The sequence below is a fragment of the Enterobacter sichuanensis genome (genome assembly GCF_002939185.1).
Taxonomy (GTDB): Bacteria; Pseudomonadota; Gammaproteobacteria; order Enterobacterales; family Enterobacteriaceae; genus Enterobacter; species Enterobacter sichuanensis.
In genome coordinates this window covers 53,365-69,084 of the sequence record NZ_POVL01000024.1, presented here as the reverse complement: position 1 = coordinate 69,084, position 15,720 = coordinate 53,365, and the positions used below count along the sequence as shown (strand labels likewise).

The following is a 15,720-nucleotide window of genomic DNA, read 5'->3' as shown; positions in this document are numbered from 1 at the left end:
AGCCAGAACGGTAGTGATTGCAGCAGTCAGGGTAGTTTTACCATGGTCAACGTGGCCGATAGTACCAACGTTGACGTGCGGTTTTGTACGTTCAAATTTTTCTTTAGACACGGCTATATTCCTTACTATAGTGCTCTCCCCTTGGGAGAGAGCACGGGACTTAGGTTTTAATCCTGTGGATTACTTACCACGGGCTTCAATAACGGCCTGAGCAACGTTGTTAGGCGCATCATCATACTTCAGGAATTCCATGGTGTATGATGCACGACCTTTGGTCAGAGAACGCAGCTGAGTTGCATATCCGAACATTTCAGACAGCGGAACTTCAGCGTGGATCTTAACGCCAGTCACTTCGGATTCCTGACCACGCAGCATACCGCGACGACGGCTCAAGTCACCGATAACGTCACCGGTGTTCTCTTCAGGAGTTTCTACTTCAACCTTCATGATTGGCTCAAGCAGAACTGGTTTTGCTTTCTTAAAGCCTTCTTTAAAGGCAATAGACGCAGCCAGTTTAAACGCCAGTTCAGAGGAGTCAACGTCGTGGTAAGAACCGAAGTGCAGACGGATACCCATGTCAACAACCGGATAGCCAGCCAGAGGGCCCGCTTTCAGCTGTTCCTGGATGCCTTTATCAACGGCTGGGATGTATTCGCCAGGAATTACACCACCTTTGATGTCGTTGATGAACTCGTAACCTTTCGGGTTAGAGCCCGGCTCCAGTGGGTACATGTCGATCACAACGTGACCGTACTGACCGCGACCACCAGACTGCTTAGCGTGTTTACCTTCAATATCGGTAACTTTCGCGCGAATCGCTTCGCGGTAAGCAACCTGAGGTTTACCCACGTTCGCTTCAACGTTGAATTCACGCTTCATACGGTCAACGATGATGTCCAGGTGCAGTTCACCCATACCAGCGATGATGGTCTGGTTAGATTCTTCATCAGTCCATACGCGGAATGATGGGTCTTCTTTCGCCAGACGGCCCAGAGCCAGACCCATTTTTTCCTGGTCAGCTTTGGTTTTTGGTTCAACTGCGATGGAGATTACCGGCTCTGGGAATTCCATACGCTCCAGAATGATTGGGTGATCCGGGTCACACAGGGTGTCACCAGTGGTCACGTCTTTCAGACCGATAGCTGCAGCGATGTCGCCCGCACGAACTTCTTTGATCTCTTCACGTTTGTTAGCGTGCATCTGTACGATACGGCCAAAACGTTCACGCGCCGCTTTCACGGAGTTCAGGATGGTGTCACCGGAGTTAACCACACCAGAGTATACGCGGAAGAAGGTCAGGTTACCCACGAATGGGTCGGTAGCAATTTTGAACGCCAGTGCAGAGAATGGCTCTTCGTCGCTTGCGTGACGCTCAGCCGGAGTATCTTTACCGTCGTCCAGGATGCCGTTGATCGCAGGAACGTCAACCGGGGATGGCAGGTAGTCAACTACCGCATCCAGCATCGCCTGAACACCTTTGTTCTTGAACGCAGAACCACAGGTTACCAGGATGATTTCGTTGTTCAGAACGCGCTGACGCAGAGCTTTTTTGATCTCTTCTTCAGTCAGTTCTTCACCACCCAGGTATTTCTCCATCAGCTCTTCAGAAGCTTCAGCAGCGGATTCGATCAGGTTCTGGTGCCATTCGTCAGCCAGGTCCTGCATTGCAGCTGGGATATCTTCGTATTCGAAGGTAACGCCCTGGTCTGCATCGTTCCAGTTGATGGCTTTCATTTTCACCAGGTCGATAACGCCGGTGAAGCCTTCTTCAGCACCAATTGCCAGCTGCAGCGGAACAGGGTTCGCGCCCAGACGGGTTTTGATCTGGCCAACAACTTTCAGGAAGTTAGCACCCATACGGTCCATTTTGTTAACGAACGCGATGCGTGGAACTTTATATTTGTTCGCCTGACGCCATACGGTTTCAGACTGTGGCTGAACACCACCAACTGCGCAATAAACCATTACCGCGCCGTCAAGAACACGCATGGAACGTTCTACTTCGATGGTGAAGTCAACGTGCCCTGGGGTGTCGATGATGTTTACGCGATGCGGTTCGTACTGCTTAGCCATACCTGACCAGAATGCAGTAGTCGCTGCGGAGGTGATAGTGATACCACGCTCCTGCTCCTGTTCCATCCAGTCCATGGTGGCTGCGCCGTCATGAACTTCACCGATTTTGTGGTTTACACCGGTGTAGAACAGAATACGTTCGGTAGTAGTGGTTTTACCGGCGTCGATGTGCGCACTGATACCGATGTTACGGTAGCGTGCGATGGGTGTTGTACGAGCCATTTGATTCCTCGTTTATATCTTTAGACGTTCAGTTAAGTTACCCAGAGCGGGCGGCTTCTCTGAAGCGCCCGCCTGGTGACTAATACTCCGAAGGGATTACCAACGGTAGTGTGCGAACGCCTTGTTGGCTTCTGCCATACGGTGAACGTCTTCACGTTTCTTAACTGCAGTACCTTTGTTGTCTGCAGCATCAGAAAGTTCGTTCGCCAGACGCAGAGCCATGGATTTATCACCGCGTTTACGAGCAGCTTCAACGATCCAACGCATTGCCAGAGCATTACGACGAACCGGACGAACTTCAACTGGAACCTGATAAGTAGAACCACCAACGCGGCGAGACTTAACTTCTACAGTCGGGCGCACGTTGTCGAGAGCGACTTCGAAAGCTTCCAGTTCATTTTTACCAGAGCGCTGAGCCAGGGTCTCCAGCGCGCTGTATACGATTGCTTCTGCAGTAGATTTTTTACCATCTACCATCAGGATATTTACAAATTTTGCCAGCAGTTCTGATCCGAATTTCGGATCTGGAAGAATTTTACGCTGACCAATGACGCGACGACGTGGCATGGGAATACTCCGTTGTTAATTCAGGATTGTCCAAAACTCTACGAGTTTAGTTTGACATTAAGATAAATCAGTTTGGCCTTACTTAACGGAGAACCATTAAGCCTTAGGACGCTTCACGCCGTACTTGGAGCGAGCCTGCTTACGGTCTTTAACACCTGAGCAGTCCAGCGCACCACGAACGGTGTGGTAACGAACACCCGGAAGGTCTTTAACACGACCGCCACGGATCAGGATCACGGAGTGCTCCTGCAGGTTGTGACCTTCACCACCGATGTAGGAAGTCACTTCGAAACCGTTAGTCAAACGCACACGGCATACTTTACGCAGTGCGGAGTTTGGTTTTTTAGGAGTGGTGGTATATACACGAGTACATACACCACGTTTCTGCGGGCAGGCTTCCAGCGCAGGCACGTTGCTCTTTGCAACTTTGCGTGCACGTGGTTTGCGTACCAGCTGGTTAACTGTTGCCATTAAATAGCTCCTGGTTTTAGCTTTTGCTTCGTAAACACGTAATAAAACGACCTCATACAATATGAGGACGCGAAATTTTAGGGCTACGTCGAAAAGGTGTCAAGAAATATACAGCGATCTCAAATCACCAGTTCATTTGACTGGCGTGCGTCACAGTAAGATTGACGAAATCAGTATAGCCAACCACGTCAATTTTGGCTGAAATTTGACCAGAAAGACCCCGCGCATCCAGATCCTCCTTTAGCGCAGAGACCGTTATGGGGGCATTTGTGAGGATTTCAACGAAACGGCTGCCTTCCAGCGCAGCAAGCACGCCATCCTGAATCAGCAGCAGATCATCGCCTTCGCGCAGCATGCTCACGAGCGTGTCGATATCACATTGCCACGGTGAGCGGCTCAGGGTATGGAGCATGGCAGCCTCAGAAAGTCAGAACAGTGTCGTAATGCGAGAGTTGCTCGCGCAGGGCAGCGGACGGCAAGCGCGTCGCATCCAGCACCAGGGGCGTCTTGTCATTCAATCCGCGCGCGGTCAGCGAATCGGCGCAGACATACAACGTTTCAATGTCGTACAGCGGTAACACTTTGAAGGTGGCGATGTAATCCCGCGCCAGAATGGCCTGTGGCTGCTGACCCGCCAGAAGCTGAAATACCCCGTCCCCCAAAAAGAAGACGCCGATATCTTCAGTCAACGCGGAAGTCGCGAGCAGCGCATCCAGCCCTTCTCTGCCGGATGCATTACCGTGCGGTGCCGAGGTAAAAACAAACGCGACACGCTTCATCAGAACTGCACCACTCTGTCGCAGGTTAACGCAGCCTGGGCCAGTGCCCCGAGACCACTCAACGAAAAACCGGGCTGCAGGTTAGCGCCTGCTAAACCAAGACGCCCGGCTTCCGTTGCATCAGCGACACCTCGACGCAGCGCCGCCGCGACGCAGATATGCAGCGCAACGCCCTGATTTTCGTTTAAGGCCTGCCAGGCACGCACCAGATCAAACTCGTCGCTCGCCGGCGACGTAAACTGGTTCGCGTTATACACCCCTTCCCGATAGAAGAAGACGCTCGCCAGCTCATGCCCGGCCGCCAGAAGCGCATGCGCATACTGCAGCGCGCTGCTGGCCTGCTGTGTACCGTACGCCGGGCCTGTCACCATTAACGCAAAACGCATTACTTGTCTTGTCCCAGGAAATCACCGCTTTTGAACTGGCGGATGTAGAGGTAGACCGTGTGCTTGGAGATGTTCAGACGATCGGCCACCTGGTTGATGGCGTCTTTAATATCAAAAATCCCTTTCTCGTAGAGATTAAGCACGATCTGGCGATTCTTGGCGTTGTTCGAGACGTTGCGATCGGCATTCACCTCTTCAATCGTAAACTCAAGCGTCTGCGTGACCAGATCTTCGACGGAGGAGGCAAAGTTAACCGATGAGCCAACATCCGGCGTTTCAGGTGGAATAAAGGTGCTCATGATTTGCGAGAATGGCACATCAAGGTTCATGTTGATGCACAGCAGCCCAATCACACGATGCTCACGGTTTCGAATCGCGATAGTTTCTGATTTCATCAGCACGCCGCTTTTGGCGCGGGTGAAATAGCATTTGGAGACGCTGCTGTCCGCGCCGGTCATGTCATGCAACATACGCAATGCAAGGTCGGTGATTGGCGAACCAATTTTACGGCCAGTATGCTCACCATTCGCAATGCGGATAGCGGAACACTTCAGATCTTGCAGGGAGTGCAATACGATTTCGCAGTGGGAGCCAATGAGCATCGCTAACCCGTCCACCACCGCTTCATAGGATTTCAGAATATCGAAGTCGGTCTGGTCAAAAGGACGTTGATCCAGCAAATCAAGTTCACTGGTTTCGTTGGTTAAAAGCGACCTGGACATGAAAAAAACACTCCTTTTCAGGAGCCTGTCATTCGGTTTTCAGGGCAGGCTCATTATCTACACGGACAACTAAATTAATACAGCGTGTATAGCGCTTTCCAGTGTTAATTATATCTGCCCCACAATAAAAAAACCGCCGCCTGAAAGGCGGCGGTTTTTGTCACATTACTTCTTAGCGTCTGTCGCTGCTTTTTCTTCAGCCGGTGCGTCTGCCTTCGCATCCGCTTTCGGAGCCGGTTTGATGTCCAGCAGCTCTACGTCAAAGACCAGCGTAGAGTTGGCAGGGATACCCGGAACGCCGGTTTTGCCATACGCCAGATCCGGTGGGATAACCAGCTTGATTTTGCCGCCTTTCTTGATGTTTTTCAGGCCTTCAGTCCAGCCAGGGATCACACCATCCAGACGGAAAGAGAGTGGCTCACCACGGGTGTAAGAGTTATCGAACTCTTTACCGTCGATCAGCGTACCTTTGTAGTTCACGACAACAGTGTCGCTGTCTTTAGGTGCATCGCCGGTACCTTCTTTCTCAACTTTGTACACCAGGCCAGTAGACGAGGTTTTCACGCCTTTCTCTTTAGCAAAGGTATCGCGGTAGGCTTTGCCTTTCGCTTCGTTGTCTTTCGCGTCCGCTTCCATCTTAGTCTGAGCGGCACCTTTCACACGCGCTTCAAACGCCTGCAGAGTCTGTTCGATTTCCTGGTCAGAGAGCTTGCTCTTATCAGCAAAGGCGTCCTGAACGCCGGCGATCAGCTGGGCTTTATCCAGTTTGATGCCCAGTTTCTCTTGTTCTTTCAGAGAGTTTTCCATGTAACGGCCCAGAGATGCGCCCAGTGCGTAGGCGGATTTCTGGTCGTCATTTTTGAACGCCGCTTTGCTGTCTGCCGTGGCAGCAGGCTTCGCAGCAGTGTCAGCCGCGAATGACAGCGGCGCGTTCAGCGCAACAGCCATTGTCGTTGCCAGCAGCGTTACTTTAAACAGTGATTTCATCCATATCTCCAGGGCCTGGGGACTCTCACCCCAGCATTAAACGTAAAATGAGTGACGTACTATAAAACGTTGCGGAAGAAATCTACAGACAGACACTTCCAATTCTCGCCACTTTTCAGACTATTTTTGTTTAAATAAGTTTCTTGCCCGGGGGATGCAGACTGTACTTAAGGATAAACTCAGTTAAACTGCGCCGCCGCGGGGCCATTATGGCGAATCTGAAATAAACGAGGTGAATGATGAAGGATACAGCATTAGAAGCGAGAATGGCTGAGCTGGAAAGCCGCCTGGCTTTTCAGGACATCACCATCGAAGAACTAAACCAGACCGTGACCGCACATGAGCTCGAAATGGCGAAACTGCGGGATCATATGCGCCTGCTGACGGAAAAGCTGAAGGCCACCCAGCCGTCGAACATTGCCTCTCAGTCAGAAGAGACGCCACCTCCTCATTATTGAGGCATAAAAAAAGCGGGATTCTCCCGCTTTTTTGTGCCCGGTGTCGCAAAGCTTACCGGGCCAGCATGTCAAACGACAGGTCTTAGTGGCAACCGCAGCCGCCGTTACCGCAACCACCTTTACCGTGACCGTGGTCGTGACCATGGTCATGGCCGTGGCCACCGCAGCAGCCGTCGTGGCCGTGATCGTGGTCATGGTCGTGACCGTGCGCACCGTGAACGTGGCCATGAGCCAGCTCTTCTTCGGTTGCTTCACGGATAGCGACAACTTCAACGTTGAACTTCAGGTTCTGGCCAGCCAGCATGTGGTTGCCGTCAACCACAACGTGGTCGTCTTCCACTTCGGTGATTTCAACAGGAACCGGACCCTGGTCGGTTTCAGCCAGGAAACGCATGCCAACCTGCAGCTCGTCAACGCCCATGAACACGTCTTTAGGCACGCGCTGAACCAGGTTGTCGTCATACTGACCGTAAGCGTCGTTCGCGCCTACAGCAACGTCAAATTTGTCGCCAACTTCATGACCTTCCAGCGCGTTTTCCAGGCCAGAAATCAGGGAACCGTGACCATGCAGGTAGTCAAGCGGCGCACTCACCGGAGACTCATCAACCAACACACCGTCTTCTGTACGTACCTGATAGGCCAGGCTGACCACCAGGTCTTTTGCTACTTTCATGATATCTCCTGAGCGTGGGAAAATTGCTGGCGCAGATTGTAGCGGAAATCTGCACCCGTGTACCCTTTAGCTTAAAAAAACTCAGGGCATATCGCTAGTCCGGATGAAAAATAACGATAACTTGCTCTTCTTTGCGCACATGATCGCGGGCCTCTTTATCAGCTTCACGCATCTGGTGACCGCACTTAACACACTCAACAACATCAATATTATTCTCCCGCCACATTGCCAGGGTATCTTGCGCCTGGCAGGAGGGACATTTTGCACCCGCAATAAAGCGTTTACGTACAGCCATCTTTCGTTACCCTTTATTCAAATTCATCCCAGCCATCAAGCTGGCGTCGTTCCTGTTGCATCTCGCGCTGGAAGATCTCCTCCAGTTCGCGACGCGCTTCCCGCACGCGAGAGATCTGCGCCGTATCGGTATGCACCGGCATCAGCTCGCGTAACATCCGCATATCCAGCCGGCGGAAATGCATCTGGGCGCGTTGCGCCTGGTGAGGATGCATCCCCAGCGAGATTAACGCTTTGCGACCCAACTCCAGCGCACTGGAAAACGTTTCACGCGAGAAGTGTTTCACACCCGCCTGCAACAGTTCGTGAGCTTCAACACGTCCACGCGCACGCGCCAGAATGTGCAGATGCGGAAAATGCTGCTGACAGAGCTCCACCAGCTTCATCGTGTCTTCTGGATCGTTGCAGGTAATCACAATGGATTCGGCAGCCTCTGCGCCAGCAGAGCGCAACAGCTCGAGCTGGGTCGCGTCGCCGTAATAAACCTTATAGCCATATTTGCGCATCAGGTTGACCGCGCTGATATCGCGCTCCAGCACGGTAATGCGCATCTTGTTCGCCATCAGCAAACGTCCGATGACCTGTCCGAAGCGGCCAAAGCCCACCACAATCACCTGCGGCTTGTCGTCTTCCACCCACGGGGCTTCATCTTCATCGTCAGACGGGTTTAAGCGGCGCGACAGAAGTTTATCCACCAGCTTCATCAGCAGCGGCGTGGTCATCATCGACAGCGTAACCGTCACCAGCAAAAGCGCCATCTGATCGTCTTTAAAAAGCTTCTGGGAGGAGGCGGTGGAGAAGAGCACAAACGCGAACTCGCCCCCCTGGCTTAACACGCTGGCAAACTGCATACGCTCCGAACTGCGCAAGCCGTAAATGCGTGCCATGACGTACAGCACCAGTGTTTTTACCGCCACCAGAATGGCAACGCTGACCACAACCCACAGCAGATGGGTATAGAGCACGCCGAGATTGAGCGCCATCCCCACCGAAATAAAGAACAGCCCCAACAGCAACCCTTTGAAAGGATCAATGGCAATTTCCAGCTCGTGGCGATATTCGCTCTCCGCCAGCAGCACCCCGGCGATAAAGGTGCCGAGCGCCATCGACAGCCCCAGCGCGTCCATAAACAACGCCGATCCCAGTACCAGCAGCAGCGTCGCGGCGGTAAAGACTTCGCGCACGCCTGAGGCGGCAATAAAACGGAACACGGGACGTAACAGGAAACGTCCGCCAATCAGCATGCCCGCAAAGGCCAGCACCTTCATGGCAATTTTCGCCCAGTCAAAATGATCGTCGCCGGAACCGGCCAGCAGCGGCACCAGCGCCAGCGCCGGGATCACCGCTAAATCCTGGAACAGCAGCACCGAAAAGCCCAGCTGACCGGCTTCGTTGCGGTTCATCCCTTTGTCGCGCATCAGCTGCAGGGCCATCGCCGTCGACGACATCGCAAGGCCTATTCCGCCTATCACCGCCGCCTGCCAGGAAAAGTCCGTCAGCATTAACAGGCCGCCCAGAATGGCGGCGCTGAACAACACCTGCGCGGCACCCACGCCAAAGATAGAGCGTCGGAGCTGCCATAATTTAGAAGGATTCAGCTCCAGGCCGATGATGAACATCAGGAACACCACGCCCAGCTCGGAGAAGTGGAGTATTTCATCCACATCACTGATGAATCCCAGCCCCCAGGGGCCAATCGCGATCCCCGCCAGCAGATACCCCAGCACCGCCCCGATTCCAATCCGTGCAGCAAACGGCACCGCGACAACGGCCGCAAATAAAAACAGCACCCCGGCGAGGAGCAAATTCGATCCTTCCATTAACGACCTCCTGCCGGAATCGGTGACGCCAGCCATTCACCATAGGCTCGGGCGTGGCTCGCCAGCTCTTTGGGATCCTGACGCCGCGCCCAGTAGACAATAATCGGGCTCATCCAGTGCATACGGCACATTGCCGCCGTCAGCTCGAAAGGCCGCAGGATGTCGCTCATCGGATAGCGGTTCAGCCCGTCGTGGCGGTAAGCGCTTTCTGGCTCACCGGTGGTGATCACACTACGCCAGTACTTTCCCGCCAGTTGGTTGCCCCCCACCCCGCTGGAAAAGCCCCGGCTCAGCACGCGGTCCAGCCACTCTTTGAGCAGCGCCGGACAGCTGTAGGTATAAAGCGGATGCTGGAACACAATCACGTCATGCTGACGCAGCAGTTCCTGCTCATAAGGAATATCAATAAAGAAATCAGGATAGTGCGCGTAGAGATCGTGCACCGTCACGTTGCTGAGCTGAGTAGCCGGCTTAAGCAGAACCCGGTTCGCCACCGAGTCCTGAGATTCCGGATGGGCATACAGCAGCAGCACTTTTGCTGTCTGAGACATCATTCCCCTCCCGGTCTTGTTTCTGTTTTTGTGTATCGTCGTTGTTTTGGGCTACCATGGCGGCCCGGTGCGGAAAATGGCCCACACCTTACATTATCATAATGACAAATTAACATAGTCGGAACATACGGCGCTTCTATGATTGTTTTCTCCTCGTTACAAATTCGTCGCGGTGTGCGCGTCCTGCTGGATAACGCCACTGCTACCATCAACCCGGGCCAAAAAGTGGGTCTGGTCGGCAAAAACGGTTGTGGTAAATCCACGCTGCTGGCGCTGCTGAAAAACGAGATTAGCGCGGATGGCGGTAACTTTACCTTCCCGGGGAACTGGCAGCTCGCCTGGGTGAACCAGGAGACGCCCGCCCTCAGCGAACCGGCACTCGACTATGTTATCGACGGGGACCGTGAATACCGTAAACTCGAGGCGGAACTCAATGCCGCTAACGAGCGCAACGACGGCCACGCCATCGCCACCGTTCACGGCAAGCTGGACGCCATTGACGCGTGGACCATTCGCTCCCGCGCCTCCAGCCTGTTGCACGGCCTGGGCTTCAGCAATGAACAGCTGGAACGCCCGGTCAGCGACTTCTCCGGCGGCTGGCGTATGCGCCTCAACCTGGCGCAGGCGCTGATCTGTCGCTCTGATCTGCTGCTGCTCGATGAACCGACCAACCACCTCGATCTCGATGCGGTTATTTGGCTGGAGAAGTGGCTTAAGAGCTATCAGGGCACTCTGATTCTGATCTCCCACGACCGCGACTTCCTAGACCCGGTGGTGGATAAAATCATTCACATCGAACAGCAAACGATGTTCGAGTACACCGGTAACTACAGCTCCTTCGAGCGCCAGCGCGCGACGCGTCTTGCCCAGCAGCAGTCCATGTACGAAAGCCAGCAGCAGCGCGTCGCGCACCTGCAGAGCTTTGTGGATCGCTTCAAGGCCAAAGCGTCTAAAGCGAAGCAGGCCCAGAGCCGCATCAAGATGCTGGAACGCATGGAGATGATTGCCCCGGCGCACGTGGACAACCCGTTCCACTTCAGCTTCCGCGCGCCGGAAAGCCTGCCAAACCCGCTGCTGAAGATGGAAAAAGTGAGCGCCGGATACGGCGATCGTACAATTCTCGACTCCATCAAGCTCAACCTGGTGCCGGGTTCACGTATTGGTCTGCTGGGACGCAACGGTGCCGGTAAATCCACGCTGATCAAACTGCTGGCGGGCGAACTTAACCCGGTCAGCGGCGAAATCGGGCTGGCGAAGGGCATCAAGCTTGGCTACTTCGCCCAGCATCAGCTGGAATTTTTACGCGCTGATGAATCCCCGATCCAGCACCTGGCGCGTCTGGCGCCGCAGGAGATGGAGCAGAAGCTGCGCGATTATCTCGGCGGCTTCGGCTTCCAGGGCGATAAGGTCACCGAAAACACCGAACGTTTCTCCGGCGGCGAAAAAGCTCGTCTGGTGCTGGCGCTGATCGTCTGGCAGCGCCCGAACCTGCTGCTGCTCGATGAACCGACCAACCACCTCGATCTCGACATGCGTCAGGCACTGACCGAAGCGCTGATTGAGTTCGAAGGCGCACTGGTTGTGGTTTCGCACGACCGCCACCTGATCCGCTCCACCACGGACGATCTCTACTTAGTGCACGACGGCAAAGTCGAGCCGTTCGACGGCGATCTGGAAGACTACCAGCAGTGGCTGACGGACGTGCAGAAGCAGGAAAACCAGCCGGAAGAGCCAACGAAAGAGAACGCCAACAGCGCCCAGGCGCGTAAAGACCAGAAACGCCGGGAAGCGGAGCTGCGCACCCAGACGCAGCCGCTGCGTAAAGAGATTGCCCGTCTCGAAAAAGAGATGGAAAAGCTCAACGCCACGCTTGCTGCCGTTGAAGAGAAGCTTGGCGACAGCGGTCTGTATGACCAGAGCCGTAAAGCGGAGCTGACGGACTGCCTGCAAACCCAGGCGAAGACCAAATCGAACCTCGAAGAGTGTGAAATGGCCTGGCTCGACGCCCAGGAACAGCTGGAAGCGATGCTGCAGGCCGACTGAGTATTTGCCCCGTTTTGCGAACAGGATCCGTCCCTGGTTCGGAAATCCTGGCTAAACGGGGTACAATTCGGAAAGTATCGTAAATTTCCGACAAGAATCAGCATCGCGCTTATGACCCAAATCATTCCATCAGACTTCGACATTGCGGCCGAAGACAGCACTGAGTTCGTGCCTATGCGCGGCGTGGCCAATCGCCATTTGCAGACCATGCTGCCGCGACTGATCCGCCGCAAGGTTCAGTTCACCCCGCACTGGCAACGGCTTGACCTGCCGGACGGTGACTTTCTGGATCTCGCCTGGAGCGAAGCACCGGAGCAGGCCCGCCATAAGCCGCGCCTGGTGGTCTTTCACGGTCTGGAAGGCAGCCTGCACAGCCCTTATGCGCATGGGTTAATTGAGGCGGCAAAAGCGCGCGGCTGGCTCGGCGTGGTGATGCATTTTCGCGGCTGTAGCGGCGAACCCAATCGTCAGAAACGCATTTATCACTCGGGTGAAACCGAAGACGGTACGTGGTTTTTGCACTGGCTGCGGGATAATTTTGGCAACGTGCCAACCGCCGCCGTGGGCTACTCGCTGGGCGGCAATATGCTGGCCTGTCTGCTGGCCAAAGAGGGCGAAAGCGTACCGCTGAATGCGGCCGTCATTGTCTCCGCCCCGTTTATGCTGGAGCAGTGCAGCTACCATATGGATAAAGGCTTTTCCCGCGTCTATCAGCGCTATCTGCTCAACCTGCTGAAAGCCAACGCGGCGCGTAAGCTGAAGGCTTACCCGGATACGCTGCCGGTCAGCCTGCGCCAGCTGAAAAAGGTGCGCCGAATTCGCGAGTTCGACGATCTGATCACCGCCAAAATTCACGGCTTCGCCGATGCGATTGATTACTATCGTCAGTGCAGCGCCATGCCGCTGCTCAGCAAGATCACGCAACCGACGCTGATCATTCATGCCAAAGATGACCCCTTTATGGATCACCACTCGATCCCCGCACAGGAGTTTCTGCCCGACAACGTTCACTATCAGTTGACCGAGCATGGCGGCCACGTCGGGTTTATCGGTGGCACGCTGCGCCGCCCGAAAATGTGGCTTGAGACGCGTATCCCTGACTGGCTAACCCCTTATCTGGACGGTGCAAAATGATTATTCCCTGGCAGGATCTGGCTCCCGAAACGCTCGATAATCTGATTGAAAGCTTTGTATTGCGCGAAGGCACCGATTATGGTGAACATGAACGCTCGCTTGAGCAAAAGGTCAACGATGTAAAGCGCCAGCTGAAAAGCGGCGACGTGGTGCTGGTGTGGTCAGAACTGCATGAGACGGTCAATATCATGCCCCGCAACGCGTTTCACGGCTGATCTTCCACCCTTTTCAGTCAGGGAGTTGTTATGTCTGCCAGACATCCGATTATTGCCGTTACGGGGTCGAGTGGTGCGGGAACCACCACCACCAGCCTCGCCTTTCGCAAGATTTTCGCCCAGCTGAATCTCCGTGCGGCGGAGGTCGAAGGTGACAGCTTTCACCGCTACACGCGTCCGGAGATGGATATGGCCATCCGTAAGGCGCGCGATCTGGGTAAACACATCAGTTACTTCGGCCCGGAGGCCAATGACTTCGGCCTGCTGGAGCAAACCTTTATTGAGTACGGACAGAGCGGCAAAGGGCAGTCCCGCAAGTATCTGCATACCTATGATGAAGCCGTTCCCTGGAATCAGGTGCCGGGTACCTTTACTCCCTGGCAGCCGCTGCCGGAACCTACCGACGTCCTGTTCTACGAAGGATTACACGGCGGCGTGGTCACGCCGCAGCATGACGTGGCGCGCCATGTGGATCTGCTGGTCGGCGTGGTGCCTATTGTTAACCTGGAGTGGATCCAGAAGCTGACGCGTGACATGAGCGAGCGCGGCCACTCGCGCGAGGCAGTGATGGATTCGGTGGTGCGCTCCATGGAAGATTACATCAACTACCTGACGCCGCAGTTTTCCCGCACCCATATCAACTTCCAGCGCGTGCCGACGGTGGACACCTCCAACCCGTTTGCCGCCAAAAGTATCCCGTCGCTGGATGAGAGCTTTGTGGTGATCCATTTCCGCAATCTCGAAGGCATTGATTATCCGTGGCTGCTGGCGATGCTGCAGGGCTCGTTCATTTCTCACATGAATACGTTAGTGGTGCCGGGCGGAAAAATGGGACTGGCAATGGAATTAATCATGACGCCGCTGGTGGAGCGGTTGATGGAAGGGAAGCAGATCGCATAATCATATTCCCTCTCCCTGTGGGAGAGGGTTAGGGTGAGGGCATCAACACGCACGATGCCCAATCAATCACGCCTCAATCACTTCATACGAATGGGTGATTTTTACTGCTTTCTCCAGCATTAACGCCACAGAGCAGTACTTCTCCGCCGACAGGTCCACCGCGCGTGATACCGCCGCGTCTTTCAACGCTTTGCCGGTCACAACAAAGTGCAGATTAATGTGGGTGAACAGGCGTGGCGCCTCTTCACGACGTTCTGAGGTCAGTTTAACTTCGCAATCCGTCACGTCATGACGGCCTTTCTGCAGAATCGACACCACGTCAATGGCGCTGCATCCCCCTGCCGCCATCAGCACCATCTCCATTGGGCTTGGCGCTTTATCGCCGGAGTTGCCATCCATCAAAATCTGGTGTCCGGAAGCGGACTCGCCCAGGAACGTTAAACCTTCAACCCATTTCACGCGCGCTTGCATATTCTTAAACTCCAACGTTGCATTTTTGGTGACAGATTACGCGTGCGTTACATTTCTCGCAATGGAAGGCGACCTGCATCATGCTGAAGCGAGACACCAGGAGACACGCGGCGAAAGCTATGCTAAAACACTCAGGATGCTACAGTAATACATTGACGTTACACGTGTATGCAGAGGACATCAAACTTTACTGGCTGCGAAACGTTACGGTAGCCGACTTCCCAGGGTATGGGTAAGAATTCGATTGCAACCCCAGAGTCCGGATGCATCTGATGACTCTGGTGACAGCTTATAACAGAGGATAACAGCGCATGGTGCTTGGCAAACCGCAAACAGACCCGACTCTCGAATGGTTCTTGTCTCATTGCCACATTCATAAGTACCCATCGAAGAGCACGCTGATTCACCAGGGTGAAAAGGCGGAAACGTTGTATTACATCGTTAAAGGCTCGGTGGCAGTGCTGATCAAAGATGAAGAAGGGAAAGAGATGATCCTTTCTTATCTGAACCAGGGCGATTTCATCGGTGAACTGGGCCTGTTTGAAGAGGGCCAGGAACGTAGCGCCTGGGTTCGTGCAAAGACAGCATGTGAAGTGGCTGAAATTTCTTACAAGAAATTCCGTCAGCTGATTCAGGTTAACCCTGACATCCTGATGCGTCTTTCTTCCCAGATGGCGCGCCGTCTGCAGGTCACCTCTGAGAAAGTGGGCAACCTCGCCTTCCTGGACGTGACGGGCCGTATTGCACAGACGCTGCTGAACCTGGCGAAACAGCCAGACGCCATGACCCACCCGGACGGCATGCAAATTAAAATTACCCGTCAGGAAATTGGTCAGATCGTCGGTTGCTCCCGTGAAACCGTAGGTCGTATCCTGAAAATGCTGGAAGATCAAAACCTGATCTCCGCCCACGGTAAAACCATCGTGGTTTACGGAACGCGTTAATTCCGCTCAA

The 15,720-nt window shown here is 54.2% G+C and carries 20 protein-coding genes; 6 read left to right on the top strand and 14 right to left on the bottom strand.

The window, feature by feature from the left end; translation table 11 throughout:
• From C5687_RS12630 to fkpA, 9 genes are all read right to left on the bottom strand, one after another.
• A partial coding sequence (locus C5687_RS12630) for a GTP-binding protein (protein ID WP_001336758.1) occupies positions 1-111 on the bottom strand: 111 nt, incomplete at its 3' end.
• A gap of 69 nt (positions 112-180) precedes the next feature.
• Complete coding sequence (fusA, locus tag C5687_RS12625) at positions 181-2,295, bottom strand: elongation factor G (protein ID WP_021242224.1); 2,115 nt, start codon at positions 2,293-2,295, stop codon at positions 181-183.
• 96 nt (positions 2,296-2,391) lie between these two features.
• Positions 2,392-2,862: a 30S ribosomal protein S7 gene (gene rpsG, locus C5687_RS12620; RefSeq protein WP_004106370.1), complete on the bottom strand. Its 471-nt coding sequence runs from the start codon at positions 2,860-2,862 to the stop codon at positions 2,392-2,394.
• Positions 2,863-2,958: 96 nt separating this feature from the next.
• The gene (gene rpsL / locus C5687_RS12615; RefSeq protein WP_000246815.1) at positions 2,959-3,333 is read right to left on the bottom strand and encodes a 30S ribosomal protein S12; all 375 of its coding nucleotides are present in this window, start codon (positions 3,331-3,333) and stop codon (positions 2,959-2,961) included.
• 124 nt (positions 3,334-3,457) lie between these two features.
• Positions 3,458-3,745, bottom strand: a complete 288-nt coding sequence (tusB, locus tag C5687_RS12610; RefSeq protein ID WP_047959598.1) for a sulfurtransferase complex subunit TusB — start codon at positions 3,743-3,745, stop codon at positions 3,458-3,460.
• 7 nt (positions 3,746-3,752) lie between these two features.
• The gene (gene tusC / locus C5687_RS12605) at positions 3,753-4,112 is read right to left on the bottom strand and encodes a sulfurtransferase complex subunit TusC (protein ID WP_104557037.1); all 360 of its coding nucleotides are present in this window, start codon (positions 4,110-4,112) and stop codon (positions 3,753-3,755) included.
• Entirely contained in the window at positions 4,112-4,498 is a 387-nt protein-coding gene (gene tusD / locus C5687_RS12600) for a sulfurtransferase complex subunit TusD (RefSeq protein WP_104557036.1), read from the bottom strand. The genes tusC and tusD overlap by 1 nt, the downstream gene beginning before the upstream one ends.
• Complete coding sequence (locus tag C5687_RS12595; RefSeq protein ID WP_003861697.1) at positions 4,498-5,220, bottom strand: helix-turn-helix transcriptional regulator; 723 nt, start codon at positions 5,218-5,220, stop codon at positions 4,498-4,500. Before C5687_RS12595 ends, tusD begins: the two co-directional genes overlap by 1 nt.
• Before the next feature lie 165 nt (positions 5,221-5,385).
• Positions 5,386-6,207 carry an FKBP-type peptidyl-prolyl cis-trans isomerase gene (gene fkpA, locus C5687_RS12590; RefSeq protein ID WP_025758059.1) on the bottom strand — a complete coding sequence of 274 codons (822 nt, stop codon included), beginning with the start codon at positions 6,205-6,207 and terminating at the stop codon, positions 5,386-5,388.
• A gap of 239 nt (positions 6,208-6,446) precedes the next feature.
• On the opposite strand from fkpA, the gene C5687_RS12585 reads away from it, so the two are divergent.
• Entirely contained in the window at positions 6,447-6,665 is a 219-nt protein-coding gene (locus tag C5687_RS12585; RefSeq protein WP_024907948.1) for a protein SlyX, read from the top strand.
• 82 nt (positions 6,666-6,747) lie between these two features.
• On the opposite strand, the gene slyD is transcribed toward C5687_RS12585, so the two are convergent.
• The 4 genes from slyD to kefG all read right to left on the bottom strand — a co-directional run bounded on the left by slyD (position 6,748) and on the right by kefG (position 10,003).
• The gene (gene slyD, locus C5687_RS12580; protein ID WP_008503010.1) at positions 6,748-7,338 is read right to left on the bottom strand and encodes a peptidylprolyl isomerase; all 591 of its coding nucleotides are present in this window, start codon (positions 7,336-7,338) and stop codon (positions 6,748-6,750) included.
• Between the two features lie 94 nt (positions 7,339-7,432).
• Positions 7,433-7,633 (bottom strand): YheV family putative zinc ribbon protein, encoded by a 201-nt coding sequence (locus C5687_RS12575; RefSeq protein ID WP_104557035.1) that lies wholly within the window; start codon positions 7,631-7,633, stop codon positions 7,433-7,435.
• Between the two features lie 13 nt (positions 7,634-7,646).
• Positions 7,647-9,452: a glutathione-regulated potassium-efflux system protein KefB gene (gene kefB, locus C5687_RS12570; protein ID WP_025758061.1), complete on the bottom strand. Its 1,806-nt coding sequence runs from the start codon at positions 9,450-9,452 to the stop codon at positions 7,647-7,649.
• Positions 9,452-10,003, bottom strand: a complete 552-nt coding sequence (gene kefG / locus C5687_RS12565) for a glutathione-regulated potassium-efflux system ancillary protein KefG (protein WP_014885493.1) — start codon at positions 10,001-10,003, stop codon at positions 9,452-9,454. The genes kefB and kefG overlap by 1 nt, the downstream gene beginning before the upstream one ends.
• A 138-nt stretch (positions 10,004-10,141) precedes the next feature.
• On the opposite strand from kefG, the gene C5687_RS12555 reads away from it, so the two are divergent.
• The 4 genes from C5687_RS12555 (at position 10,142) to C5687_RS12540 (ending at position 14,295) form a co-directional block, all read left to right on the top strand.
• Positions 10,142-12,046, top strand: coding sequence for an ABC transporter ATP-binding protein (locus tag C5687_RS12555; RefSeq protein ID WP_059386645.1), 1,905 nt, complete (start codon positions 10,142-10,144; stop codon positions 12,044-12,046).
• A gap of 111 nt (positions 12,047-12,157) precedes the next feature.
• Positions 12,158-13,180: a hydrolase gene (locus C5687_RS12550; RefSeq protein WP_045285963.1), complete on the top strand. Its 1,023-nt coding sequence runs from the start codon at positions 12,158-12,160 to the stop codon at positions 13,178-13,180.
• Positions 13,177-13,395 carry a YheU family protein gene (locus C5687_RS12545; protein WP_013099053.1) on the top strand — a complete coding sequence of 73 codons (219 nt, stop codon included), beginning with the start codon at positions 13,177-13,179 and terminating at the stop codon, positions 13,393-13,395. The genes C5687_RS12550 and C5687_RS12545 overlap by 4 nt, the downstream gene beginning before the upstream one ends.
• 30 nt (positions 13,396-13,425) lie before the next feature.
• Positions 13,426-14,295 (top strand): phosphoribulokinase, encoded by an 870-nt coding sequence (locus C5687_RS12540; protein WP_095452488.1) that lies wholly within the window; start codon positions 13,426-13,428, stop codon positions 14,293-14,295.
• Positions 14,296-14,361: 66 nt separating this feature from the next.
• On the opposite strand, the gene C5687_RS12535 is transcribed toward C5687_RS12540, so the two are convergent.
• On the bottom strand, positions 14,362-14,766 hold the full coding sequence (locus C5687_RS12535; RefSeq protein ID WP_014885509.1) for an OsmC family protein: 405 nt from the start codon (positions 14,764-14,766) through the stop codon (positions 14,362-14,364).
• A 311-nt stretch (positions 14,767-15,077) separates the two neighbouring features.
• Here C5687_RS12535 and crp point away from each other — a divergent pair, with 311 nt between their 5' ends.
• Positions 15,078-15,710 carry a cAMP-activated global transcriptional regulator CRP gene (crp, locus tag C5687_RS12530; protein WP_000242758.1) on the top strand — a complete coding sequence of 211 codons (633 nt, stop codon included), beginning with the start codon at positions 15,078-15,080 and terminating at the stop codon, positions 15,708-15,710.
• The last annotated feature ends 10 nt before the right edge of the window (positions 15,711-15,720 follow it).